Here is a 20876-nt window from a genome sequence, read left to right on the forward strand (position 1 = left end):
GTTGCCGAGTTCAAGACTCAGCGCCGCACTTGCAGGGCGCCGGGGTTGACGATGTTGGTCGGTGTGCCTTTGATGAAGTTCACCACGTTGTCAAAGGCCGCGCCGAAATACAGCTCGTAGCTGTCTTTTTCGACGTAACCAATGTGGGGTGTGCAAATGCAGTTTTCCAGGCGCAACAAGGCGGAGCCTTGCAAGATGGGCTCGGACTCGAACACATCCACAGCAGCCAGGCCCGGCCGCCCACGGTTCAATGCGCTGATCAGTGCATTCGTTTCGATCAATTCCGCCCGTGAGGTGTTCACAAACAGGGCTGTGGGTTTCATGCGGCCCAAGTCGTCTGAGGTGACGATGCCTGTGGTGGTGTCGTTCAAGCGCAGATGGACCGTCAAGACGTCCGATTCTTCAAAAAAGGCTTCACGGCTGGTGGCAGCTTCGTAACCGTCACGGGCGGCACGCACGCGAGATTCATCGCTGCCCCAGACCTTGACGGTCATGCCAAACGCCTTGCCATAACCAGCGACCAGTTGACCGATCTTGCCGTAGCCCCAGATGCCCAGGGTTTTGCCCCTGAGCACGGTGCCCAGGCCAAAGTTGGCCGGCATGGCGCTCGATTTGAGCCCCGACTGTTGCCAGGCGCCATGTTTGAGGTTGCTGATGTATTGGGGCAAACGGCGAGAGGCCGCCATGATCAAGGCCCATGTCAGCTCTGCCGGTGCGACGGGCGCCCCCACCCCTTCGGCCACGGCCACGCCGCGTTCGGTGCAGGCCGCCAGATCGATGTGGTTGCCCACCTTGCCTGTTTGGGCGATCAGTTTGAGCTTGGGCAGTTTCTCGACCAAGGCCCGGTTGATTTCTGTGCGATCGCGGTTGAGCACGATCACATCAGCGTCTTTCAGACGCACCGAAAGTTGACCAATCCCTTTGACGGTGTTGGTGTAAACCTTGGCGGGGAATTGTTCGAGTTTGGCTGCGCAGTCCAGTTTGCGGACCGCATCCTGGTAGTCGTCGAGGATCACAATGTTCATCCCTCCATTGTGCCTTGAGCCAAAGCCATGATGGGCTTCACAGGTGCGCATGTCGCGTGATCTTTTGCTCAGGCTCTGTCCTCGTCGATACGACTGAGCCTGGATGCAGAGACGGTCAGCGCCGCATCAATGACGGACTTGGGCGGCCTCCAGGGCAACCATGCGGTCCAATTCGGCGCACACGTCAGCCATGCGCCCAGAGATCACCATGCGGCCTGCGCAATCCGATCGCGGACCGTTTTCGGCCACACGCAAAACGCGCAGTGCCGGGGGCATGATGGTGGTTTTCTTGGCCATGATCGAAGACGCCATGGTTTGGCAAGTGGGGCGGCGCACCGTCCAGACCGGATGGACGCGGCCTGCGGGGCGAGGGCGCGGTGCTGGTGCTGTACGGTTGAACGATGTCAGGCCTTGAAAAAGACTTGAAAGAGCAAGAAGAGCGATTCCCATGTGAAACCTTTCAAAAGCATGGAGGTTGGACACAGGCAGGATTGCTGAAAAAGCCAATTGCATCAGGGCTGCTGGTTCAAACCATCAGCGCCCGCCACCTGGTGCAATGGGCGTGTAAACAGGTGCCTTACATCAGCAAGGTGTTGCGGATCAAACCCACTGCCAGGCCTTCGATGTCGAAAGGCTCTTCGGGGTTGACCACGATGGTCTTGTAGTCGGGGTTTTCGGGCAGCAACTCAATGCCTTGCGCCGTTTTGCGCAAGCGCTTGACCGTGACTTCATCGCCCAGGCGGGCGACCACGATCTGGCCGTTGCGCACGTCTTTGGTGGATTTGACGGCCAGCAAGTCGCCGTCCATGATGCCTGCATCGCGCATGGACATGCCGCGTACGCGCAACAGGTAGTCGGGTTGTTCGCTGAACAAAGTGCTCTCGACCTGGTAGGTCCGGTCCACATGCTCTTGGGCGAGAATTGGCGAACCCGCCGCGACACGGCCGACCAGTGGCAAACTCAGTTGGCCCAAGCCAGGCAGGGTGAGGCTGAACAGATCGGACGGTGCCCGCAGACTGCTGCGTGAGCCGCCTTTGAGGCGAATGCCGCGCGAGGTGCCGCTGACCAATTCGATGGCGCCTTTGCGGGCCAGGGCCTTGAGGTGCTCTTCTGCGGCGTTGGCCGACTTGAAGCCCAGCACGCTGGCGATTTCTGCACGCGTGGGTGGTGCGCCGGTGTTGGCGATGGTGTTCTGGATGAGTTCCAGAATTTCCTGCTGCCGGGCGGTGAGTTTGGGGCTGTCGGTCATGTCGTCTTCCTTGAGAAGTCAGATGAAACTGTTTTTTCATCCAGTGACTGTATTTTTAACCAGTTTTTAAGGCTGTGCAAGTGGTTTCTGTGAAAAAAACTCAGAAAGTGGTGGTTTTGGGCACAGGCGGCACCATTGCCGGCACCGCCGCCAGTGCCTCAGAGCAAGTGGCCTACACCGCAGCGCAGCTGGGCGTGGACCAACTCACGGCGGCTGTGCCGGGGCTGGACAAGGTGCTCGACGGCCGCCAGTTGCTGCTGGAGCAATTGGCCCAGCTGGACAGCAAGGACATGGACCACGCCACTTGGCTGCTCTTGGCTCGCCGCTGTGCGCATTGGTTGGCGCAAGATGATGTTGGCGCCTTGGTGATCACCCATGGCACCGACACCCTCGAGGAAACCGCCTGGTTTTTGCAATCGGTTTTGCAGCCGCACAAGCCCGTGGTGATGGTGTGCGCCATGCGGCCTGCCAGTTCTGACGAGGCCGATGGCCCGCAGAACTTGCGCGATGCCTTGGTCGTCAGCGCCCAGCCTTTGGCTGCAGGCGTGTGTGTGGTGTGCGCGGGCGTGATCCACAGTGCTCGTGATGTGCAAAAGGTTCACCCGTACCGGCTGGACGCTTTCAGCTCTGGCGATGTGGGGCCGCTGGGTTGGATGGACCGTGGGCAGGTGCAATGGTCGGCCGTCTACGCCCGTACCGCCTTGCAGACGTCCACTTCGGCCAACAGTGTCATGACGTCTGATGTCGATCATTGGCCTGCGGTTGAAGTGGTCTTCAGCCACGCAGGCGCTGGTCGCCGTGTGGTGGATGCTTTGGTGCAAGCGGGCGTTTCGGGCTTGGTGGTGGCTGGCTCGGGCAATGGCACGGTGCACCATGTCTTGCAAGCGGCTTTGAAAGATGCCGAACAAGCGGGCGTGCGGGTACGGCTCAGCACGCGTTGTATCGAGGGGCGCATTGTGGGCAACAGCAGCCAGTGGCCCGATATGGCGGGTTTGAGTCCTTTGAAAGCCCGCATCAGTTTGATGCTGGAGTTGCTCGCCGAGTCCTCGGTTTGAAGTGGGTCAGCGCCATTGAAAAAGCCCGGTAGAACCGGGCTTTGGGGACAGCGCAAAACTGAAATCAGTCAGCGAGTGCTGCAAATGCACGTGCGGTGATGTCTTCCACGCTGCCGGTGCCTTGAATGGCGCGGTACTTGGGCGCAGCAGCGGCGTCGGCCTTGGCCCAGCCAGAATAGTAATCCACCAGAGGACGTGTCTGGTCGCTGTAGACCTGAAGGCGTTTTTTGACGGTGTCTTCTTGGTCGTCGGCGCGCTGCACCAAGGGCTCGCCAGTCACATCGTCTACACCGGCCACTTTGGGTGGGTTGAACTTGACGTGGTAAGTGCGGCCCGAAGCGGGGTGCGAGCGGCGGCCGCTCATGCGTTCGATGATGGCGTCAAAGGGCACATCGATTTCGAGCACATAGTCGAGCTTCACGCCCGCTGCCTTCATGGCGTCGGCCTGAGGAATGGTTCGGGGGAAGCCGTCAAACAGAAAGCCGTTGGCGCAGTCCGCTTGGGCGATGCGCTCTTTGACCAGGTTGATGATCAGGTCGTCGCTGACCAGACCGCCGGACTCCATGACGGCTTTGGCTTGCAGACCCAAGGGGGTGCCTGCCTTGACCGCGGCGCGCAGCATGTCGCCGGTGGAGATTTGAGGGATGTTGTATTTCTGGCAAATGAAAGTGGCTTGTGTGCCTTTGCCGGCGCCGGGTGCGCCCAACAGAATCAGTCTCATGGGAAGTCCTTATAGCTTGAAATCATTGCGGTCAGGTGGGCCTGACGGTTGTTCTTGAGAATATCACGCGAGTCTCAAAGCTGGCTTACGCCGCCAAGAGGGCTCGAACGCGGTCCAAATCTTCGGGGGTGTCTACGCCGGGGCCGGGGGCTTCGGGGGTGATGTGGACGGCAATCCTGTGGCCATGCCACATGGCGCGCAGCTGTTCCAGCGATTCCATTGTTTCGATGGGCGCAGGCGGCAGTTGGGGGAACAGGCGCAAAAAGCCAGCTCGGTAGCCATAAATGCCAACATGGCGCAGCGGCGCAGGGCTGGGCAGGCTTTGGAAGGCGCCGCCAGACTGGCCATCGCGCCACCAAGGGATGGGGGCGCGGCTGAAATACAAGGCCATTTGCCGGGCGTCGAGCACCACCTTGACCACATTGGGGTTGGTGAACTCTTCCAGATGGGCAATCGCGTGAGCGGCTGTGCTCATGCTGGCTTCGGGGCGTTGCATCAGCAGATCAGCCACCTCGTTGATGAGGCCGGGGTGGATCAAAGGCTCATCGCCCTGAACGTTCACCACCACCGCATCGTCGGGCAGACCGAGCAGTTGGCAAGCTTCGGCCAGTCGGTCGCTGCCGCTGACATGGTCTTGTCGGGTCAGCAAGGCGTGGATGCCATGGGCTTCGCAGGCTTGCACGATGCGTTCGTCATCGGCGGCCACCACCACAGAGCTGGCTTTGGACAGCAAGGCGCGTTGGGCCACGCGCACCACCATGGGCAGGCCGGCGATGTCGGCCAGCGGTTTGTTGGGCAGGCGGCTCGACGCCATGCGTGCCGGAATCACCACGGTGAAGCCCGTCGGTGCAGGGGCTGTTGTCATGGAGTGGACTCAGAGAGGCGGACGTTCGGTGGCCAGCTTGGCGATCTCTTCGTCGCTCAAGGTTCGGGCTTCGTTTTCCAGCAGGATGGGAATGCCGTTGCGCACGGGGTAGGCCAAGCGGGCGCTGCGAGACAGCAGTTCCTGGCGCTCACGGTCAAAGTTCAAGGGGCCCTTGGTGACCGGGCAGACCAGCAGTTCAAGCAGTTTGGTATCCATATCTCGATGATAACGGCCCCTGCATGGGGTCTGGTTTTTGGCTCAGGCGTGCAGGTGTTTTTGGACCAGCGCATCCAGCGCGGGCCAAAAGGCGGGTTCAAGCGTCAATTGAAGCGGCACAGCCAGCGCTTGGGGTTCATGCGCCCACAGCTTGGCCGCGTCTTTTTCTGTGCACAGCAAGGGGTGCCCCGAGCCGATGGCTTGCCAATGGCGGTAGTCGTGGTGGTCGGGCAGTGCCAGGGTCTGGGCCAGTTGCAGCCCCGTTTGGCGCAGCATGTCAAAAAATGCTTCGGGTCGGGCCAGACCGGCCACAGCGTCGAGGGCTTGGGTTTTTAGATTGGCCAGCGGAACCTTCACGCCTTCGCGGGTCAGGGCATGGTCGGCGAGTTGGCGCTGCGCCTGAAAGCCGCCTGTCACCGTCGACTGCCCGGTGTGCACCAGCAGATCCACCGGGCGCGGCCAGGCTTCGCGCAGCGGGCCCGCAGGCAAGAGCCAGCCGTTGCCCACGCCGCGTTCGTCCATGGCGCAAATCTCGATGTCACGGGCCAAAGCGAGGTGTTGCAGGCCGTCGTCACAAACGATCACCTGCACATCGGGATGGGCCTGCAGCAATTGGCGGCCTGCTTCAGCTCGCAAGGCGCCCACCCACACGGGCGCGCCCGTGCTTTGTCGTATCAGCAGGGGCTCGTCGCCCACCTCCTGGGGCAAGCTGTGGGCATGAACCGCACGGGTGTCTTGCGTGAGGCGGCCGTGTCCGCGAGAGACCACGCCCACGCGCAAACCTTGGGCCATCAAGTGCTTGACCAAGGCGATCGTCAGCGGCGTCTTGCCTGCACCCCCTGCCACCACATTGCCCACCACAATGACCAGCGTTGGCAAGCGTTCAGTTGGGTGCATACCCAAGCGGTAGCCCAGGCGCCGCAGGGCCATCAGCGCACCGTAAAGCCAGGCCACAGGGCGCAATGCCCACGCGGCTGGCCCACGGCCCATCCAGACCTTGGGCAGGTGCTGGTGAAGCCGGGTGGACAGGCTCATGCCGTGTCAGGAGCCCGAAGACTCCGAGGATTGGGTGGCAAAGGTGATCTGTGACAGACCACTGCGGCGGGCCGCTTCCATGGCGTTGACCACCGATTGGTGGCTGGCCATGGCGTCAGCGCTGATCACCAAGGTGATGTCTTTGGCGGCCATGGGGGTCAACAAGGCCGTCAAGGCGCCAACTGAGCTGCCGCCCACGGGGGACTTGTTGATCGCGTATTGCCCCTGAGCCGTCACACTCAAGATGATCTGTTTGGGCCGCTCCGTCAGCTTTTGGGCATCGGCGGCGGGCAAGGTCAGGTTGATCTCGGTCAGACGCGACCAGCTGGTGGTCAGCATCAGGAAAATCACCACCACCAACAACACGTCGATGAAGGGGATCAGGTTGATTTCGGGCTCCGGCGTGGTCCGGTTTTTTTTGAAATTCACAAACCACTCACTCAGTTGCGAAGTTGGGCCACGTGGCGTGCAAAGCGCTCTGCCGAGACTTCCAGGGCCAGCAGGTGCCGGTCCGCAATGCCTCTGAAATAACGCCAGAACATCAAGGTGGGAATGGCCACAATCAGGCCAAAGGCAGTGTTGTACAGCGCCACAGAGATGCCATGGGCCAGCTGCGCCGGCTGGCTGGCAGCTGGGTTGGTGGCCCCAAAAATCTCGATCATGCCGACCACGGTGCCCAGCAAACCCAGCAAGGGCGCCACCGATGCAATGGTGGCCAAAGCAGGCAGATAACGCTCCAGGTGATGTGCCGCAATGCGGCCCGACATTTCCATGCTGGACTTCACGTCCTCGTCACTGGCTTGAGGATTTTTCTGCAGACAACGCAGGCCGCTGGCCAAGACCGGGCCCAGGAGGCCGGCATTTTCCAACTTGTTCAAGCTGTCTTCACTGGCAAAGCCGCGGCGGGTGGCGTCCATGGCTTGCTCCATCACTTTGGCGGGCAAAACCTTGCTTTCTTGAAGTTGGATCAGTCGCTCCAGGATCAGTGCGACCGCCAAAATGGAGCACAGTATCAAAGGCCAGATGGGCCAACCTGCGGCTTGTATGATGGACAACAAAACAATTCCTTCCTGGTGAATAACGGTCGCAAACGTTTGAGATTATGGACGAAGGGCGCCCCCCTGAGGCGCATGGCTTGAGGCGAACTGGATTTCGACATTTTTCTGTGGATAACTTTGTGAAAAACTTTTCTCAGAGCCCTTGTTTGAATACTTGAGTTTCTCTGATTTTCTTCGGGTTTTCTCTAATTTTCAAAAAAATAGTCAATCAAATCAATGGCTTGCGTTTTTCGGGCGCACGCCGGTGAGGTCAGGGAATCTTGCAAATGGCATGGTTCAGGCTTGTGGAGTACTTTGGCCAACGCTGCTGCTGCGCAGCGTTGAAAATGGCCTGAAAACCGTGATGAAATATAGACAAATGGACCATTTTGACGATTTGAAGCCGCGTGCGTGGACAGTTTCCGCGCTGTGCCGCGCCGTTGCTGACAGTCTGGATGCACAGTTCAATCCTGTTGCGGTTCGCGGCGAGATTTCGGGCTTCTCGCGCGCAGCCAGCGGGCATTGTTATTTTTCGATCAAGGACGACACCGGTCAGATCCGCTGTGCCATGTTCCGCCGTGCGGCCAGCTTGATGAACTTTTCGCCACGCGATGGTGAGCTGGTCGACGTGCGTGGTCGCCTGGGCGTGTACGAAGCTCGGGGTGATTTGCAACTGGTGGTTGAATCCATGGAGCGTGCCGGCCAGGGCGCTTTGTTCGAGCAGTTCTTGCGCCTCAAAGCCAAGCTGGAAGCCGAGGGCCTGTTTGAGCCAGCTCACAAACGGGCATTGCCCGAGCAGCCCCGTGCCATTGGCGTGGTCACATCCCTGGGCGCTGCGGCCTGGCACGATGTGGTGACCGCTTTGCAGCGCCGGGTGCCCCATATCCCGGTGCTCATGGCGCCCGCCCTGGTGCAGGGCGCCGGGGCTGCGGCCACTTTGGTGCAAGCCCTGCAGAACATGTACGCCTTGACCGCTGAAGACAACCCTCTGGCGCCACCGGTGGACGTGATCTTGCTGGTGCGCGGTGGCGGGTCGATGGAGGACCTGTGGTCCTTCAACGATGAAAACCTGGCCCGCGTGATCGCCCAAAGCCCGGTCCCTGTGGTTTGTGGTGTCGGGCATGAGACCGACTTCACCATCGCCGACTTTGTGGCCGATGTGCGTGCGCCCACCCCCACCGCCGCCGCCGAAATGGCCGCGACCGATCGGGGCGTGGCGCTGCAAGTCTTGGCAGAGCTTGAAAACCGCTTGAGTCGAGGCTTGCTGCGTCAGCAAGACCGGCATGCCCAGCGGCTGGACAGTGTGGCGGCTCGCTGGGGGCTTGGCTTGGCTCGCCAGCAAGACCGTCAAAGCCAGCGCCTGGCCGCTGTGGCAGCCCGTCTGAGCCGCCCGCAAGCGCTGCTCGGCCAGCACAGCCAGTGGCTGGACCGTCTGGCAAGCCGACTGCAATCGGGCGTGCAAAGTCAGCTGACTGAGGGTGTACACAGGCTGGATCGCTTCAATGACCGTCTGGACTTCAACCGGGCGCAGCAAGTTCAGCAGCGTGCACAACGGCTGGAACGCGCCGCTTTGCGGCTGTCGTCCGTGGACCCTCATCGCGTACTCGACCGTGGTTATGCCTGGCTCAGCGACGAAAACGGCCATGCCCTGACCAAGGTCGGGCAGTTTCAAGCCGGGCAAAGCGTGCGTGCGACCTTGGCCGATGGCGACGTGCCTTTGACAGTCAATGATTGAAACGGCGCAAGTTGAAATGGGTCAGGGCCTCATGGCCTCATGGCCGATTTCCGGGGTACTCCCCATGAGGCCATGGGGCCCTGACCCATTTCAACGTTGACAGAGACAGCCCCTCAGTGACCCGTAACACCAAGGGGGGATGCCCATGCCCCTAAAATGCACGAGTCAACTTTTTCCAACCGCAACAACAAGAGGAAACCATCATGGAACACACCTTGCCCGCACTGCCTTACGCGATCGACGCGCTGGCCCCTCACTACAGCCAGGAAACCCTCGAGTTCCACCACGGCAAGCACCACAACGCTTACGTTGTGAACCTGAACAACCTGCAAAAAGGCACCGAATTCGAGAGCATGAGCCTCGAAGAAATCGTCAAGAAGTCCAGCGGTGGTGTGTACAACAACGCAGCCCAAATCTGGAACCACACCTTCTTCTGGAACTGCATGAAGCCCAACGGCGGTGGCGAGCCCACAGGTGCATTGGCCACAGCCATCAACGCAAAGTTCGGCAGCTATGCGGCCTTCAAAGAAGCCTTCGTCAAGAGCGCAGTCGGCAACTTCGGCTCCGGCTGGACATGGCTGGTCAAGAAAGCCGACGGCTCGGTCGACATCGTTAACATGGGCGCCGCTGGCACACCTTTGACGACCGGCGACACCGCCTTGTTGACTGTGGACGTGTGGGAACACGCCTACTACATCGACTACCGCAACATGCGTCCCAAGTTCGTCGAGACCTTCCTCGACAAGCTGGTGAACTGGTCTTTCGCCGAGAAGAACTTCGGCTGATCTACGTTGTCCCCAAGTCAAAAAGCCCGCTGATGCGGGCTTTTTGTTTTTCTCGGCGGGCTCTTTTGAAAAACCACTGAGCTGAGAACGGGGTAGGGCCGGGCGTCGATTTCGGGTACCCCAGCATGAGGCGCCCAGCCCCACCGCGTGCTCAGCGGACCACGCGCCAACAAAAAGTCAGCGAATCATCATCCCGCCATCGGCCACGATGGTTTGACCTGTCACGTACTGCCCGGCAGGGCTGGCCAAAAACACCGCCACACCGCCAATGTCGTCGGGCTCTCCCATGCGGCGCAGCGGGGTTTCGTTGTTGTACTTGGCACTGAGCACCGGGTCTTCGTGCAAGGCCTTGGCAAAGTCGGTTTTGATCAGACCAGGGGCCACGCAATTGACGCGGATGTTGTCTGGACCCCATTCCACAGCCAGATTGCGCGCCAGCTGCATGTCGGCAGCTTTCGAGATGTTGTAGGCCCCGATCACGGCCGAGCCGTGCAGCCCGCCAATGGACGAGACGATCACGATGGCCCCGTTCTTTTTGGCTTTCATGTCGGGGTAGACCATGTTGCACAACCAGGTGTTGGACAGCACGTTGTTGCGCATGACCTTGTCAAACACCTCGTCGCTCATGCCCGTGGTGGGGCCGTAATACGGGTTGGTGGCCGCGTTACACACCAAGATGTCGATGGGGCCCCAGGCTTGGCGGGTCTGATCGATCAGGTTTTGCAGCTGCTCTTTGCTGGAGATGCTGGCGGCAATCGCCATGGCCTCGCCACCTGCCGCCTGGATCTCTTTGACCACCGCTTCGCAAGCGTCTTGCTTGCGGCTGGACACCACCACCTTGGCGCCTTGCCGGGCCAGCTGGTGTGCGATGGATCGGCCAATGCCCCGGCTGGAGCCGGTCACGATGGCCACTTGGCCTTTCAGATTGAACAAGGACATGAAAAGTCTCCTTTATGAATGCCATGCAGTCTGCCCGGGCACGGTGCGGGTGTCTGTCTTGCGCGTGTCAGTTGAGCGGCTTTTGCCCTGGTGGGCATGGGCCACAATCGCGTTGAAGCCATGAATTTGTGAGGTGCATGTGGAACAAGTCGATGCGGTGGTGATCGGGGCCGGTGTGGTGGGGCTGGCCGTGGGCAGAGCCTTGGCGCTGGCAGGCCGCGAAGTCATGGTGCTCGAATCGGAAAACGCCATCGGCACCGGTACCAGCTCGCGCAACAGCGAGGTCATCCACGCGGGCATTTATTACCCGGCGGGCTCGCTCAAGGCCCGCTTGTGCGTGCAAGGCAAAGAGATGCTCTACGCCTATTGCGCCGAGCGCGGCGTGGCGCACCAGCGCTTGGGCAAGTTGATCGTGGCGACCAGTCCTGAGCAGGTCCAAGACCTGGACGGCATCGTTGCCAAAGCTGCTGCCAACGGCGTCCACGACCTGCAGAAACTCACCAAGGCCCAAGCGCAGGCGCTGGAGCCTGCATTGTCGTGCGAGGCGGCTTTGCTCTCGCCCAGCACCGGCGTGATCGACAGTCACGGCCTGATGCTCAGCCTGCAAGGCGACATGGAAAACGCAGGCGGCTTGCTGGCGCTGGTCTCACCGGTGGAACGCATCGGCGTGGCGCTGGGCACGGGCACACACCCGATCCGCGTGACCACGCAAGACGGCACCGAGCTGGCATGTCGGGTGCTGGTCAATGCCGCGGGGCTGCATGCGGTCGATCTGGCGCGACGCACAGAGGGGCTGGATCACACGCGCCTGCCCAAGGCCTGGTATGCCAAGGGCAACTACTTCACTTTGGCTGGCAAAGCCCCGTTCTCACGCTTGATTTACCCCGTGCCCGAGAAGGCGGGTTTGGGCGTGCACCTCACGCTGGACTTGGGCGGTCAGGCCAAGTTTGGCCCCGATGTGCAGTGGGTTGATGAGCCGACCGATTTGCAAGTGGACCCACGCCGTGGCGATGCTTTTTATGCCGAGGTGCGCAAGTACTGGCCCGATCTGGCCGATGGTGCGCTGCAAGCGGGCTACGCGGGCATGCGCCCCAAAATCAGTGGGCCGCACGAAGTCTCGGCTGACTTCATGATCCAGGGGCCTGCCGACCACGGTGTGCCGGGCTTGGTGAATTTGCTGGGCATCGAGTCGCCGGGGCTGACCAGTTCGCTGGCGATTGCCGAACAAGTGCGCACTTTGCTTTGAATGAAAAAAGGCCATGCAGATGCATGGCCTTGAATGCAATCCCGTAGGGATGCGTGAAGATCAGTTCTCTTCGGAGCCAATCAGGCGGTAAACCAGGGCACCCAAAACGGCACCCGCGATCGGTGCCAGCCAGAACAGCCACAGCTGTGACACGGCCCAGTCGCCGACGAACAAGGCCACGCCGGTGCTGCGGGCAGGGTTGACGGAGGTGTTGGTGACCGGGATGCTGATCAGGTGAATCAGCGTCAGGCACAGACCGATGGCGATCGGTGCCAAGCCTTGCGGTGCGCGCTTGTCGGTTGAACCCAAAATCACCAGCAGGAACATCATGGTCATGACGACTTCGGTGACCAGGGCCGACACCATGTTGTAGCCGCCAGGGGAGTGTTCGCCAAAACCGTTCGATGCAAAGCCGCCTGCCAAGTCAAAGCCCGCTTTGCCGCTGGCGATCAGGTAGAGCACGCCAGCTGCGGCAATGCCGCCCAGCACTTGGGAAACGATGTATGGCACCAGGTCTTTGCCAGGGAATCGCCCACCGGCCCACAAGCCGATCGAGACGGCCGGGTTCAGGTGGCAGCCTGAGATGTGACCGATGGCAAATGCCATCGTCAAGACAGTCAGGCCAAAGGCCAGCGAAACGCCTACAAAGCCAATGCCCAGTTGTGGGAATGCCGCAGCAAGCACCGCGCTGCCACATCCGCCCAGGACCAGCCAAAAAGTTCCGAAAAATTCGGCACCGTATTTCTTCATGATTTCCTCCGAAAGAGTTGCTTGCCAACGGATGTCGGCTGCGCGCAGTCTAAGTCTTATATGAGTCATTTTGAGCTACAAAAAACACTCGGTAACACCTTTGCTTCGTGCAAAGCGCCACTGCGCAGGCTTGTCCTCGTTTGGGGGGGACTTGGGACATGCGTCATCTTGTCCTGTCACAGGCAATGGCCGACAAGGCCTGCGTATGCTTGGCATGATCTCTTGCGGGACAGCGCAGACCGCTGGCGTGCTCCTATCATGGCGCGCATGCACCCTTTAGACGAAGCCATTGATCTCCAAGCTGCTGCGCCCAACGAATTCAAAGGCGCAACCCATCCTGCTTATGCCAATATGGTCGGGCCCTTTGGCGGGACCACTTCGGCGCAGTTGTTGCAGTCGGTCATGTTGCACCCTGAGCGTCTGGGCGAACCCGTGGCCCTGACGGTCAACTTTGCGGCCCCGGTGGCCGATGGGGCGATCCGTTTTGTGGCGCGTGCGGCGCGCACCAACCGATCGACCCAGCACTGGATCATCGAAGCGCATCAATCGGACGGCGTTGTGGCGACCGCCACGGCGGTGTTTGCCTTGCGGCGCGAGACCTGGTCAGACGTGGAGGCTGTGATGCCCGCCAACGTTCCCGCGCCCGACGCCGTGCCCCGGATGCCCGTGAAGGGCATGCCCGCCTGGCCCCAACGCTACGACATGCGCTTTGTGGAAGGCGCGTTCCCCGCTGCCTTTGACGAGCAGGAGCAAGCCCATTCGCGCTCGACCCTGTGGGTGCGCGACGAGCCCGAGCGGGCGCTGGACTTTGCTTCTTTGGTCGCCATCAGCGACAGCTTCTTCCCGCGCATCTACATCCGCCGCCGCCGCCGTGCGCTCATTGGCACGGTGACTCTCACCACCTATTTCCATGCCGACAGCGCTTTGCTGGCGCAAGTCGGCACGCGCCATGTGCTGGGCGTGGCCAAGGCGCTCAACTACCGCCACGGCTACTTTGACCAGACCGGCGAGCTGTGGAGCCCTGAGGGGCAGCTGCTGGCGAGCACGCACCAGCTGGTTTACTTCAAGGACTGAGCTCTCAGCGCTTCATCTGCTGCAAAGCGCTGGCCACTTCGGTGACCAGCGCCGGGCCTTTGTAGATGAGGCCGGTGTAAATCTGCACCACATCGGCCCCGGCTTCTATTTTTGAAATCGCATCGTGGCCGCTCAGGATGCCGCCCACACCGATGATGGGGAAGTCTTTGCCCAGGGCCGCACGCAGTTGGCGGATCACGCGGTTGCTGCTCGCCAGCACGGGCGCGCCCGACAGGCCACCCATTTCTTCGGCATGCGCCAAGCCGCTCACGGCGTCGCGTGCCAGCGTGGTGTTGGTCGCGATCACGCCGTCCATGCCGTGCTTTTGCAGGGTGGCGGCGATCACGCCCACCTGGGTCTCGTCCAAATCAGGGGCAATTTTCAGGAACATGGGCACGCGGCGGCCGTGCTCAGCGGCCAGTTCTTCGCGCCGAGCCACCAGAGTGCCCAGCAGGCCGTCGAGCGCTTCGTCGCTTTGCAGGGCGCGCAGGTTTTTGGTGTTGGGGCTGGAGATGTTCACCGTCACGTAGTCGGCATGCGGGTAGACGCCCGCCAGCGCGATCAAATAATCGTCGGTGGCGTTCTTGATGGGCGTGGCGGCGTTTTTGCCGATGTTCAGGCCCAGCAGGCGCCCCTGCTGGCGGAACTTGGAACGCTTGACGTTGGCGATGAAAGCGTCCAGGCCATCGTTGTTGAAGCCCAGGCGGTTGATCAGCGCGTTGGCCTCGGGCAGGCGGAACATGCGCGGCTTGGGGTTGCCCGGCTGCGCCTTGGGCGTGACGGTGCCGACTTCGACAAAGCCAAAGCCCATGGCGCCCAGACCGTCGATGCAGCGGGCGTTTTTGTCGAGACCCGCAGCCAGGCCCACCCGGTTGGGAAAGTGCAGACCCGCCAGCGTGATGGGTTGGTCCACAAAGGGCTGGCGGTAGACGCGGTCGAGCGGGGTGTTTTGGGTGCGGGCCAGGCCCTCGATGGTCATTTCGTGGGCCTCTTCGGGGTCCATCTTGAACAAAAACGAGCGGGCGAGGGCGTAAGGGATCAGGGACATTGGATAATTCCGGCCAGCAAAGGCTTTGAAGACATTTCTCCCGATTGTCTCAAACCCCGCAAGCGCTTTCATTTTTTACCCAGACCCGACCCCATGACACAAGACGAACTCAAAGCCCTGGTGGGCCAAGCCGCCCTGAAATACGTTGTTCCCGGCGAGATCGTCGGTGTGGGCACGGGCTCCACGGTGAACAAATTCATCGACGCCCTGGCCACGATGAAAGACCAGATCAAAGGCGCTGTGTCCAGCTCGGAAGCTTCTACGGTCCGCCTCAAAGCCCTCGGCATCCCCGTGTTCGACAGCAATGAGGTCGAGAGCCTGTCGGTTTACATCGATGGTGCGGACGAGATCGACCACCAGGGCCACATGGTCAAGGGCGGCGGCGCGGCGCTCACCCGCGAAAAAATCGTAGCCGCTCAGAGCAAACAGTTTGTGTGCATCGCCGACGAGAGCAAGCTGGTCGATGCCTTGGGCGCTTTCCCCTTGCCGGTCGAAGTCATCCCCATGGCCACGGCCCGCGTGATGCGCCAGTTTGTGGCCATGGGCGCAACGGCGGCCGTGCGCCTCAAAGACGGCCAGCCCCTGGTCACCGACAACGGCCAGCACATCGTGGACGTGAAGGGCTTGAAGATCACCGACCCGGTCGCGTTTGAAACCGAAGTCAGCCAGTGGCCGGGTGTGGTGACGGTGGGCGTGTTCGCGCTGCAAAAAGCGCAAGTGTGTTTGCTGGGCACGACAGCGGGTGTGAAGACGCTGAACTTCTGATCGGGTGTTTCAGGCCAGCCGTTGTCGCAGCTCGGTTTTGAGCACCTTGCCGTAATTGTTTTTGGGCAGACTGCTCACCACTTCGTAGCGCTTGGGGCGCTTGAAGCGGGCGATTTCTTGCAGGCACAGGGCGTCCAAAGTGGCGGTGTCGAGCGTGTGACCGGCTTGCGGCACCACAAAGGCCACCACCACTTCGCCCCATTCGGCATCGGGCGCGCCCACCACGGCCACTTCGGCCACACCCGGTGCGTGCAGCAGCACCTCTTCGATTTCGCGCGGGTAGATGTTGGAGCCGCCGCTGATGATCATGTCCTTGCTGCGGTCTTTCAGGGTCAAAAAGCCGTCGGCATCCAGACAGCCCATGTCGCCGGTGAAGAGCCAACCGTTCTGAATGGCTTGGGCCGTGGCCTCTGGGTTGCGCCAGTAGCCCGCCATCACGCTGTCGCCCTGAATCAGCACTTCGCCAATCTCGCCCAGTGGCAAGTCTCGGCCTTGCTCGTCGGTCACGCGGATGTGCACGGGCGTTTGCGCCACGCCAATCGAGGCCAGCCGCGCCAGGTGACGCGGGTGCTGCGTGTCTTGCAGGTGGTGGCGCGACAGGGCTGTGCCCACCATGGGGCTTTCGCCTTGGCCGTAAATTTGCACAAAGCGAGGACCCATGACGCGCAGGGCCCGCTGGATGTCGGCCGCATACATGGGGGCGCCGCCATAGACCACGGTTTTGAAGGCTTGGCCACAATCATCCTGCGAAAGCCCCGTGGCCTCGGCATGGTCCACCAGTCGCTTGACGATGGTGGGCGCAGCGAACATCGACAGGGGCCCCGCTTGCAGGCCCAGCGCAAACAACTCGGCCGGATCAAAGCCCCCCGAAGGCGGCACCATGTGCCGAGCCCCGGCCATCAGGTGCGGGATGGCGTAAATGCCAGCCCCGTGCGACATGGGCGCGGCGTAGGCGATGGTGTCGTGTGCGGCGATCGCATCCACGTCGCAGAAGTAACCCAAGCCCATGGTCATCAGGTTGCGGTGCGTGATCATCACGCCTTTGGGGCGGCCGGTGGTGCCGCTGGTGTAGAACAGCCAGGCCAGGTCATCGGCCTGGCGCTCGCAGATCGGCGTGTCGGTCGGCGACGCGGGCAACTGCCACAGCGTATGGGCCTGGGCGCTGTCCACATCGATCACGCGCTCCAGGCCGGTGAGGTTCTCGCCCGTGTCGCTGGTGATGTCGGCGCTCACAAAAGCCCAGCGCGCCTGGGCGTTGTCGATGATCCACTGGGCTTCGCGCACATGCAGTTTGGCGTTGATGGGCACGACGGCCAAACCTGCCCACCAGGCTGCAAACATGACTTCGAGGTAACGCACATGGTTGCGCATGAACAGGGCCACGCGGTCCCCGGGCTGCAGGCCTGCGGTCTGAAACTGTGCCGCCAGGTGCGCGCAGCGCTCGGCCCATTGGCCGTGAGTGGCCGTCAATGCCGAGCCTTCAAAGATGGCAGGCCGCATCGGATCGATGCGGGCTTGGCGTTGCAACAGGTGTGCAATGTTCAATTGGGGCTCCCAAAAACAGACGGCCATTGTGGCCTTGGTGGGCCAGTGTCGGCTGTCTCGTGGACGTCTAGCGGCGGCGCAACAGCAAGCGCAAATCGGGCCCGACGCGGTCCACCGCATGGAAGGCCAGCTTGACTGATCCGCTCAGCGCAGTCAGTGCGGGCAAGTTGGCCATGCCCTGGCCGGGACCCAGCAGTTGCGGGGCCAGGTAAACCAGAAATTCGTCGACCAGTCCTTCGCGGATGAACGAGCCGTTGAGCTTGTGCCCGGCTTCGACATGCAGCTCGTTGACCTCGCGCCGTGCCAAGTCTCGCAGCATGGCGGCCAGATCCACTTTGCCGCCGGGGCCGGGCATATCGATCACGGTGGCGCCTCGCGCTTGCAAAGCTGCGCGTGGGTCTGCCGCCTCTTCGGCGGCGGTGTAAATCCAGATCTGGCGGGCTTGATCGCTCTGGCCCAAGGTTTCAAACAGGCGAGCGTCCAGCGGCGTTTCGAGTCGGCTGTCCACGATCACCAGATGCGGTTGGCGCGGTGTGTCGTGACCGCGCACATCCAGGCGCGGGTTGTCTTCCAGCACGGTGCCGATGCCGGTCAGTACGGCGCAGGCGCGGGCGCGCCAGGCGTGGCCGTCGGTGCGGGCGGGCTCGCTGGTGATCCACTGGCTTTGGCCGTTTTGCAGGGACGTTTGGCCATCGAGGGATGCGGCGATTTTCATGCGCACCCAAGGCAAGCCGCGTTCCATGCGGCTGAAAAATCCGATGTTCAGTTCGCGCGCTTCAATGGCTTCGTCTAAGCCAGGGGCCAGTGTTTCGGTTTGCACGCCTGCTGCCGCCAAACGCGCCATGCCTTGGCCTGCTACTTTCGGGTTGGGGTCGGTCATGGCCGAGACCACGCGGCCAATGCCGGCTGCTGCCAGCGCATCGCAGCACGGCCCGGTGCGGCCCTGGTGGGCGCAGGGCTCCAGCGTGACCCAGGCGGTGGCGCCTTGCACGCTGTGGCCACGGGCAGCGGCATCGCGCAAGGCCATCACCTCGGCATGCGGGCCGCCTGCGCGCTGGGTGTGGCCTTCGCCCAGCACCGAGCCATCGGCGGCGGTGATCACGCAGCCCACGCGGGGGTTGGGCGAGGTCAGCCACAGGGCTTGCTTGGCGAGCTCAAGCGCGCGTTGCATGGGGGGCTGGGCCGCAGTGGGGGGATTCAACAGGTCGGTAGAAGTCACGGTGAAAACAGCAGGTCAATTCAGGGCAAGGATACGCCAACCCAGATGGGCACCGCGGCACGGCTGCTGCGCAGCACCAATTGGCTGGGCGTGCCCGCGGTTCCCGCCCGCGCAGCGCCTGGCCACTGCACCGTGACGGTGATGTCGGTCAGGCTCGCACCGGCCCGGGGTGTCAGCTCGACCCGGCGCGTGAAGGGCGTGGCTTGCGCGGTGGTTTGGTCGTTCACGGGGCAGTCTGGACGCAGCGACTGGTGGCATTCCATCGCATCCACCGCCAGGCCGTGGGCCAGGAGGCGCTGCCGGGTGTCGGTCGCGGTTTGCAGGCCTTGTGTGGCCAGCTGCACGGCGCCCATCATGCCCACACCCAGAACAGCCGATGCGACCAAAGCCTCGACCATGGCCATGCCGGTTTGTGAAGGCTTGGTTTTCATGGCGCGCCTTCGCTCCAGCTGCCGTTGACGATTTGCACCTGCTGTGCGTCCATGCCTTGTGGCCAAGGCAGCAGGTAGGCTTTGCGGGCATAGGGCTGAGCCGTCACTTGGGTGGTGTTGGGGGCCTCGGGCCAAGCCGAGTTGATCAAGAGCTGGCCGTCGATTTGACCGGCACGCCAAGCGCGGGCCTTGTCGTCCTGGCATTGCGTGTCGAGCACCACGGTGCCGTGGATGTGCACGCCGCTGACCATGCTGGGGCAACGTGGCGTGCAGGCCGTGGCCGAAAAAACCAGCAGCACGGGCGCTTGCGCGGTGCCCACACTTTGGCTCCAAGGAGTCGCGCTGTCCACCCAATAGATGGAACGGGGCGGCCGGCTCAGGGCATGCAGGCCTTGCCGTTCTTGGGCTTGTGACCAAGCCCGGATGTGCTCGGCGCTCAGCTTGCCCAGTACCTGTTGCCATGCGGTCGTGGCGCAGGGTGGGGTGGTGCCTGTGCTCAACACCACCGCCGCAGTGCTGGCGGACGCGGGCACCGGCAGCACCGTTGGCATGAACACGCTTTGCTGGACTTGGGCACGGCTGCGCTGGTCGTTCAAGACCGCGTTGGCTTGCAATTCGGCCACGTGCGGGGCGTTGACCACATCGCGCATGGCCACCACATCGGCGCTGGCGGTCTCTGCCTCCTGCAATGCAGGCGCCTGCAGTCGCACGCACTGCCACTGCACACCTTGGCGGTTGGCAGGGCAGGGCGTGGTCGGCATGGTGCTCCAAAAGGTTGTGGCGGAGGAGGTTTGTGATGTGCGCTGAATTTCGGCTTGCGCCCAAGCCAACGCCGCTTCCGCCGCCAGCCGGGCTTGGGTGGCCTGGATCTGTGCATGGCCTGCCAGCCGATCAATGAAGACACTTTGCACGCTGTAATAGCCCACTAATGCGGCCACCAGCACCAGACTGGTGGCCACCATCAGCGTGATGGCGCCTTGTTGCTGGCGAGGGCTGTGCTTCATGTGGCGCCTGAGCAATAAGCGGGCGCCTGGAGCGCTGGCAGTGCATTGCGCAGCGTGATGGTTTGGCTGGCTTGCCATTGGCGCGATGCATCGCCAGGCCACTGGGCGGTCAGACTCACGGTGACCCAGCGCTGCCACAGACGACCTTGAGGCGCGCAGTTCACTTGCCATTGGAGTTGGGTGATTTTCAAGCTGCCGACATCGGTGAGCGATGTCCAGACTTCGGGCTCGCAAGAGGTGCGCGCTTTGAGTTCGCCGTTGCTCAGGCGAAAGCCCAGGCATTCGTTGTTGTCTTGCAGGCCGTTGCGGTTGCGGTCGATGCTGAAGTTGATCCGGTCGTCGCTGATGCTGAAGTCTTCTGCACCATTACAAAATGCATCTTGGCATGGTGCGCTGGTTCTCAGCTTCCAGGCGTCTTCAGTCGCTTGGGCTTGTCGGAGTTGTTGGGTGATGCTGCTCATCGCGGCACGCAAATCGTGGTGAACATGGCTGTCTTGAAGTTGCCAGCGATGACCCCGCAGTTGATGTGCCAACATCTGTGTGCCTGCCGCCAAAACCAACATACCGAGCCCGAGACCCACCACCAATCCGACCAGGGTTTCGCCGCTTTGGCGATGGGCCTTCATGGTTGCCAGCATTTGGCTGAATCGGTCTGTGAATCTGCGCCGCTGGAGAGCACAAGGAGGGCGTTGTCCATCAATTGCAAGCGCATGGGATTGCAAGCGGTGTCTTGACCTTGGGAGCCGATCGGCGTGGCTTTGACGGTGTAGCCCTTGCTGCTGGCTTCTTCGATGGCGATTTGGTAGTGCCCCAGTGCAGACCGGTCACTGGTCCAACCCAGGCTGCTGAGTTGCTCGGCGTGCTGTTCATGTTGGCCTCGCCAACGTGCTTGTTCGAGCTGCACTTGCTGCAAGGCCTGCCGGGCATCGGCCCGGCGGGCTTGTCGTTGCTGGCTGCTGTAACTGGGCAGCGCCACAGCGGCGAGGATGGCCATCAAGGCCAGAGCGATCATCATTTCGCTCAGAGTCCAGCCTGATTGGCAGATGCGCTGTGCGCAGCGGTATTGCAGACCTGTGTGCTTGTCCATGGCGCGTCTCCCTGATATCTTGTTTTGAGTATTTTGAATACCCGG

Annotated in this window: 24 protein-coding genes; 6 read left to right on the plus strand and 18 right to left on the minus strand. The window is 61.8% G+C overall.

Annotated features, from left to right (window positions below; translation table 11 throughout):
* Positions 1–17 precede the first annotated feature (17 nt).
* The 3 genes from B9Z43_RS14525 to lexA form a co-directional block, all read right to left on the minus strand.
* Positions 18–1025 carry a D-2-hydroxyacid dehydrogenase family protein gene (locus B9Z43_RS14525; protein ID WP_108326658.1) on the minus strand — a complete coding sequence of 336 codons (1008 nt, stop codon included), beginning with the start codon at positions 1023–1025 and terminating at the stop codon, positions 18–20.
* Positions 1026–1151: 126 nt separating this feature from the next.
* Positions 1152–1475 (minus strand): hypothetical protein, encoded by a 324-nt coding sequence (locus tag B9Z43_RS14530; RefSeq protein WP_108326704.1) that lies wholly within the window; start codon positions 1473–1475, stop codon positions 1152–1154.
* Between the two features lie 127 nt (positions 1476–1602).
* Positions 1603–2274: a transcriptional repressor LexA gene (lexA, locus tag B9Z43_RS14535; RefSeq protein WP_108326659.1), complete on the minus strand. Its 672-nt coding sequence runs from the start codon at positions 2272–2274 to the stop codon at positions 1603–1605.
* A gap of 89 nt (positions 2275–2363) precedes the next feature.
* On the opposite strand from lexA, the gene B9Z43_RS14540 reads away from it, so the two are divergent.
* Positions 2364–3329, plus strand: coding sequence for an asparaginase (locus B9Z43_RS14540; RefSeq protein ID WP_233250089.1), 966 nt, complete (start codon positions 2364–2366; stop codon positions 3327–3329).
* Positions 3330–3393: 64 nt separating this feature from the next.
* Here the strand turns inward: B9Z43_RS14540 and adk are convergent, their stop codons facing one another.
* From adk to B9Z43_RS14570, 6 genes are all read right to left on the minus strand, one after another.
* Positions 3394–4050: an adenylate kinase gene (gene adk, locus B9Z43_RS14545; protein ID WP_108326661.1), complete on the minus strand. Its 657-nt coding sequence runs from the start codon at positions 4048–4050 to the stop codon at positions 3394–3396.
* A gap of 85 nt (positions 4051–4135) precedes the next feature.
* Positions 4136–4915, minus strand: coding sequence for a 3-deoxy-manno-octulosonate cytidylyltransferase (gene kdsB / locus B9Z43_RS14550; RefSeq protein WP_108326662.1), 780 nt, complete (start codon positions 4913–4915; stop codon positions 4136–4138).
* A gap of 9 nt (positions 4916–4924) precedes the next feature.
* Complete coding sequence (locus tag B9Z43_RS14555) at positions 4925–5131, minus strand: Trm112 family protein (RefSeq protein ID WP_108326663.1); 207 nt, start codon at positions 5129–5131, stop codon at positions 4925–4927.
* 42 nt (positions 5132–5173) lie between these two features.
* A complete protein-coding gene (gene lpxK, locus B9Z43_RS14560; protein WP_108326664.1) occupies positions 5174–6166 on the minus strand; it encodes a tetraacyldisaccharide 4'-kinase in 993 nt (330 codons plus the stop codon).
* A 6-nt stretch (positions 6167–6172) separates the two neighbouring features.
* Positions 6173–6595: a biopolymer transporter ExbD gene (locus B9Z43_RS14565; protein ID WP_108326665.1), complete on the minus strand. Its 423-nt coding sequence runs from the start codon at positions 6593–6595 to the stop codon at positions 6173–6175.
* A gap of 11 nt (positions 6596–6606) precedes the next feature.
* Positions 6607–7224: a MotA/TolQ/ExbB proton channel family protein gene (locus tag B9Z43_RS14570; protein WP_108326666.1), complete on the minus strand. Its 618-nt coding sequence runs from the start codon at positions 7222–7224 to the stop codon at positions 6607–6609.
* Positions 7225–7567: 343 nt separating this feature from the next.
* Here B9Z43_RS14570 and xseA point away from each other — a divergent pair, with 343 nt between their 5' ends.
* Together xseA and B9Z43_RS14580 are read left to right on the plus strand one after the other, a co-directional pair.
* The gene (xseA, locus tag B9Z43_RS14575) at positions 7568–8938 is read left to right on the plus strand and encodes an exodeoxyribonuclease VII large subunit (protein WP_233250088.1); all 1371 of its coding nucleotides are present in this window, start codon (positions 7568–7570) and stop codon (positions 8936–8938) included.
* Positions 8939–9141: 203 nt separating this feature from the next.
* The gene (locus tag B9Z43_RS14580; RefSeq protein ID WP_108326668.1) at positions 9142–9723 is read left to right on the plus strand and encodes a superoxide dismutase; all 582 of its coding nucleotides are present in this window, start codon (positions 9142–9144) and stop codon (positions 9721–9723) included.
* Positions 9724–9900: 177 nt separating this feature from the next.
* On the opposite strand, the gene B9Z43_RS14585 is transcribed toward B9Z43_RS14580, so the two are convergent.
* On the minus strand, positions 9901–10662 hold the full coding sequence (locus B9Z43_RS14585) for an SDR family NAD(P)-dependent oxidoreductase (RefSeq protein ID WP_108326669.1): 762 nt from the start codon (positions 10660–10662) through the stop codon (positions 9901–9903).
* Between the two features lie 139 nt (positions 10663–10801).
* On the opposite strand from B9Z43_RS14585, the gene B9Z43_RS14590 reads away from it, so the two are divergent.
* Positions 10802–11908, plus strand: a complete 1107-nt coding sequence (locus B9Z43_RS14590) for an NAD(P)/FAD-dependent oxidoreductase (protein ID WP_108326705.1) — start codon at positions 10802–10804, stop codon at positions 11906–11908.
* Between the two features lie 60 nt (positions 11909–11968).
* On the opposite strand, the gene aqpZ is transcribed toward B9Z43_RS14590, so the two are convergent.
* Complete coding sequence (gene aqpZ / locus B9Z43_RS14595; RefSeq protein WP_108326670.1) at positions 11969–12658, minus strand: aquaporin Z; 690 nt, start codon at positions 12656–12658, stop codon at positions 11969–11971.
* A 267-nt stretch (positions 12659–12925) separates the two neighbouring features.
* Here aqpZ and B9Z43_RS14600 point away from each other — a divergent pair, with 267 nt between their 5' ends.
* Positions 12926–13732: an acyl-CoA thioesterase II gene (locus tag B9Z43_RS14600; protein ID WP_108326706.1), complete on the plus strand. Its 807-nt coding sequence runs from the start codon at positions 12926–12928 to the stop codon at positions 13730–13732.
* A gap of 4 nt (positions 13733–13736) precedes the next feature.
* Here the strand turns inward: B9Z43_RS14600 and B9Z43_RS14605 are convergent, their stop codons facing one another.
* On the minus strand, positions 13737–14780 hold the full coding sequence (locus B9Z43_RS14605; protein WP_108326671.1) for a quinone-dependent dihydroorotate dehydrogenase: 1044 nt from the start codon (positions 14778–14780) through the stop codon (positions 13737–13739).
* Positions 14781–14873: 93 nt separating this feature from the next.
* Here B9Z43_RS14605 and rpiA point away from each other — a divergent pair, with 93 nt between their 5' ends.
* The gene (gene rpiA, locus B9Z43_RS14610; protein WP_108326672.1) at positions 14874–15545 is read left to right on the plus strand and encodes a ribose-5-phosphate isomerase RpiA; all 672 of its coding nucleotides are present in this window, start codon (positions 14874–14876) and stop codon (positions 15543–15545) included.
* Positions 15546–15554: 9 nt separating this feature from the next.
* Here the strand turns inward: rpiA and B9Z43_RS14615 are convergent, their stop codons facing one another.
* The 6 genes from B9Z43_RS14615 to B9Z43_RS14640 form a co-directional block, all read right to left on the minus strand.
* Positions 15555–17090, minus strand: a complete 1536-nt coding sequence (locus tag B9Z43_RS14615) for an AMP-binding protein (RefSeq protein ID WP_108326673.1) — start codon at positions 17088–17090, stop codon at positions 15555–15557.
* A gap of 67 nt (positions 17091–17157) precedes the next feature.
* Positions 17158–18261 (minus strand): bifunctional diaminohydroxyphosphoribosylaminopyrimidine deaminase/5-amino-6-(5-phosphoribosylamino)uracil reductase RibD, encoded by a 1104-nt coding sequence (ribD, locus tag B9Z43_RS14620; protein WP_108326674.1) that lies wholly within the window; start codon positions 18259–18261, stop codon positions 17158–17160.
* Between the two features lie 68 nt (positions 18262–18329).
* Complete coding sequence (locus B9Z43_RS14625; protein ID WP_108326675.1) at positions 18330–18740, minus strand: hypothetical protein; 411 nt, start codon at positions 18738–18740, stop codon at positions 18330–18332.
* Complete coding sequence (locus B9Z43_RS14630) at positions 18737–19744, minus strand: hypothetical protein (protein WP_108326676.1); 1008 nt, start codon at positions 19742–19744, stop codon at positions 18737–18739. Before B9Z43_RS14630 ends, B9Z43_RS14625 begins: the two co-directional genes overlap by 4 nt.
* On the minus strand, positions 19741–20370 hold the full coding sequence (locus tag B9Z43_RS14635) for a hypothetical protein (protein ID WP_108326707.1): 630 nt from the start codon (positions 20368–20370) through the stop codon (positions 19741–19743). The genes B9Z43_RS14630 and B9Z43_RS14635 overlap by 4 nt, the downstream gene beginning before the upstream one ends.
* Positions 20367–20831: a type IV pilin protein gene (locus B9Z43_RS14640; protein ID WP_158270125.1), complete on the minus strand. Its 465-nt coding sequence runs from the start codon at positions 20829–20831 to the stop codon at positions 20367–20369. The genes B9Z43_RS14635 and B9Z43_RS14640 overlap by 4 nt, the downstream gene beginning before the upstream one ends.
* Positions 20832–20876 lie beyond the last annotated feature (45 nt).

The sequence above is a fragment of the Limnohabitans sp. MMS-10A-192 genome, from assembly GCF_003063335.1.
In the GTDB taxonomy this organism is placed as follows: Bacteria; Pseudomonadota; Gammaproteobacteria; order Burkholderiales; family Burkholderiaceae_C; genus Limnohabitans_A.

Excerpts from the sequence above, each read along its gene's own strand:
- B9Z43_RS14585 (WP_108326669.1), bottom strand. The coding sequence starts at position 10,662 with ATGTCCTTGTTCAATCTGAAAGGCCAAGTGGCCATCGTGACCGGCTCC.
- aqpZ (WP_108326670.1), bottom strand. The coding sequence starts at position 12,658 with ATGAAGAAATACGGTGCCGAATTTTTCGGAACTTTTTGGCTGGTCCTG.
- B9Z43_RS14530 (WP_108326704.1), bottom strand. The coding sequence starts at position 1,475 with ATGGGAATCGCTCTTCTTGCTCTTTCAAGTCTTTTTCAAGGCCTGACA.
- B9Z43_RS14635 (WP_108326707.1), bottom strand. The coding sequence starts at position 20,370 with ATGAAGGCCCATCGCCAAAGCGGCGAAACCCTGGTCGGATTGGTGGTG.
- rpiA (WP_108326672.1), top strand. The coding sequence starts at position 14,874 with ATGACACAAGACGAACTCAAAGCCCTGGTGGGCCAAGCCGCCCTGAAA.
- B9Z43_RS14640 (WP_158270125.1), bottom strand. The coding sequence starts at position 20,831 with ATGGACAAGCACACAGGTCTGCAATACCGCTGCGCACAGCGCATCTGC.
- xseA (WP_233250088.1), top strand. The coding sequence starts at position 7,568 with ATGAAATATAGACAAATGGACCATTTTGACGATTTGAAGCCGCGTGCG.
- ribD (WP_108326674.1), bottom strand. The coding sequence starts at position 18,261 with ATGCAACGCGCGCTTGAGCTCGCCAAGCAAGCCCTGTGGCTGACCTCG.
- B9Z43_RS14580 (WP_108326668.1), top strand. The coding sequence starts at position 9,142 with ATGGAACACACCTTGCCCGCACTGCCTTACGCGATCGACGCGCTGGCC.
- B9Z43_RS14625 (WP_108326675.1), bottom strand. The coding sequence starts at position 18,740 with ATGAAAACCAAGCCTTCACAAACCGGCATGGCCATGGTCGAGGCTTTG.
- kdsB (WP_108326662.1), bottom strand. The coding sequence starts at position 4,915 with ATGACAACAGCCCCTGCACCGACGGGCTTCACCGTGGTGATTCCGGCA.
- B9Z43_RS14525 (WP_108326658.1), bottom strand. The coding sequence starts at position 1,025 with ATGAACATTGTGATCCTCGACGACTACCAGGATGCGGTCCGCAAACTG.
- lexA (WP_108326659.1), bottom strand. The coding sequence starts at position 2,274 with ATGACCGACAGCCCCAAACTCACCGCCCGGCAGCAGGAAATTCTGGAA.
- B9Z43_RS14605 (WP_108326671.1), bottom strand. The coding sequence starts at position 14,780 with ATGTCCCTGATCCCTTACGCCCTCGCCCGCTCGTTTTTGTTCAAGATG.
- B9Z43_RS14555 (WP_108326663.1), bottom strand. The coding sequence starts at position 5,131 with ATGGATACCAAACTGCTTGAACTGCTGGTCTGCCCGGTCACCAAGGGC.
- lpxK (WP_108326664.1), bottom strand. The coding sequence starts at position 6,166 with ATGAGCCTGTCCACCCGGCTTCACCAGCACCTGCCCAAGGTCTGGATG.
- B9Z43_RS14630 (WP_108326676.1), bottom strand. The coding sequence starts at position 19,744 with ATGAAGCACAGCCCTCGCCAGCAACAAGGCGCCATCACGCTGATGGTG.
- B9Z43_RS14600 (WP_108326706.1), top strand. The coding sequence starts at position 12,926 with ATGCACCCTTTAGACGAAGCCATTGATCTCCAAGCTGCTGCGCCCAAC.
- adk (WP_108326661.1), bottom strand. The coding sequence starts at position 4,050 with ATGAGACTGATTCTGTTGGGCGCACCCGGCGCCGGCAAAGGCACACAA.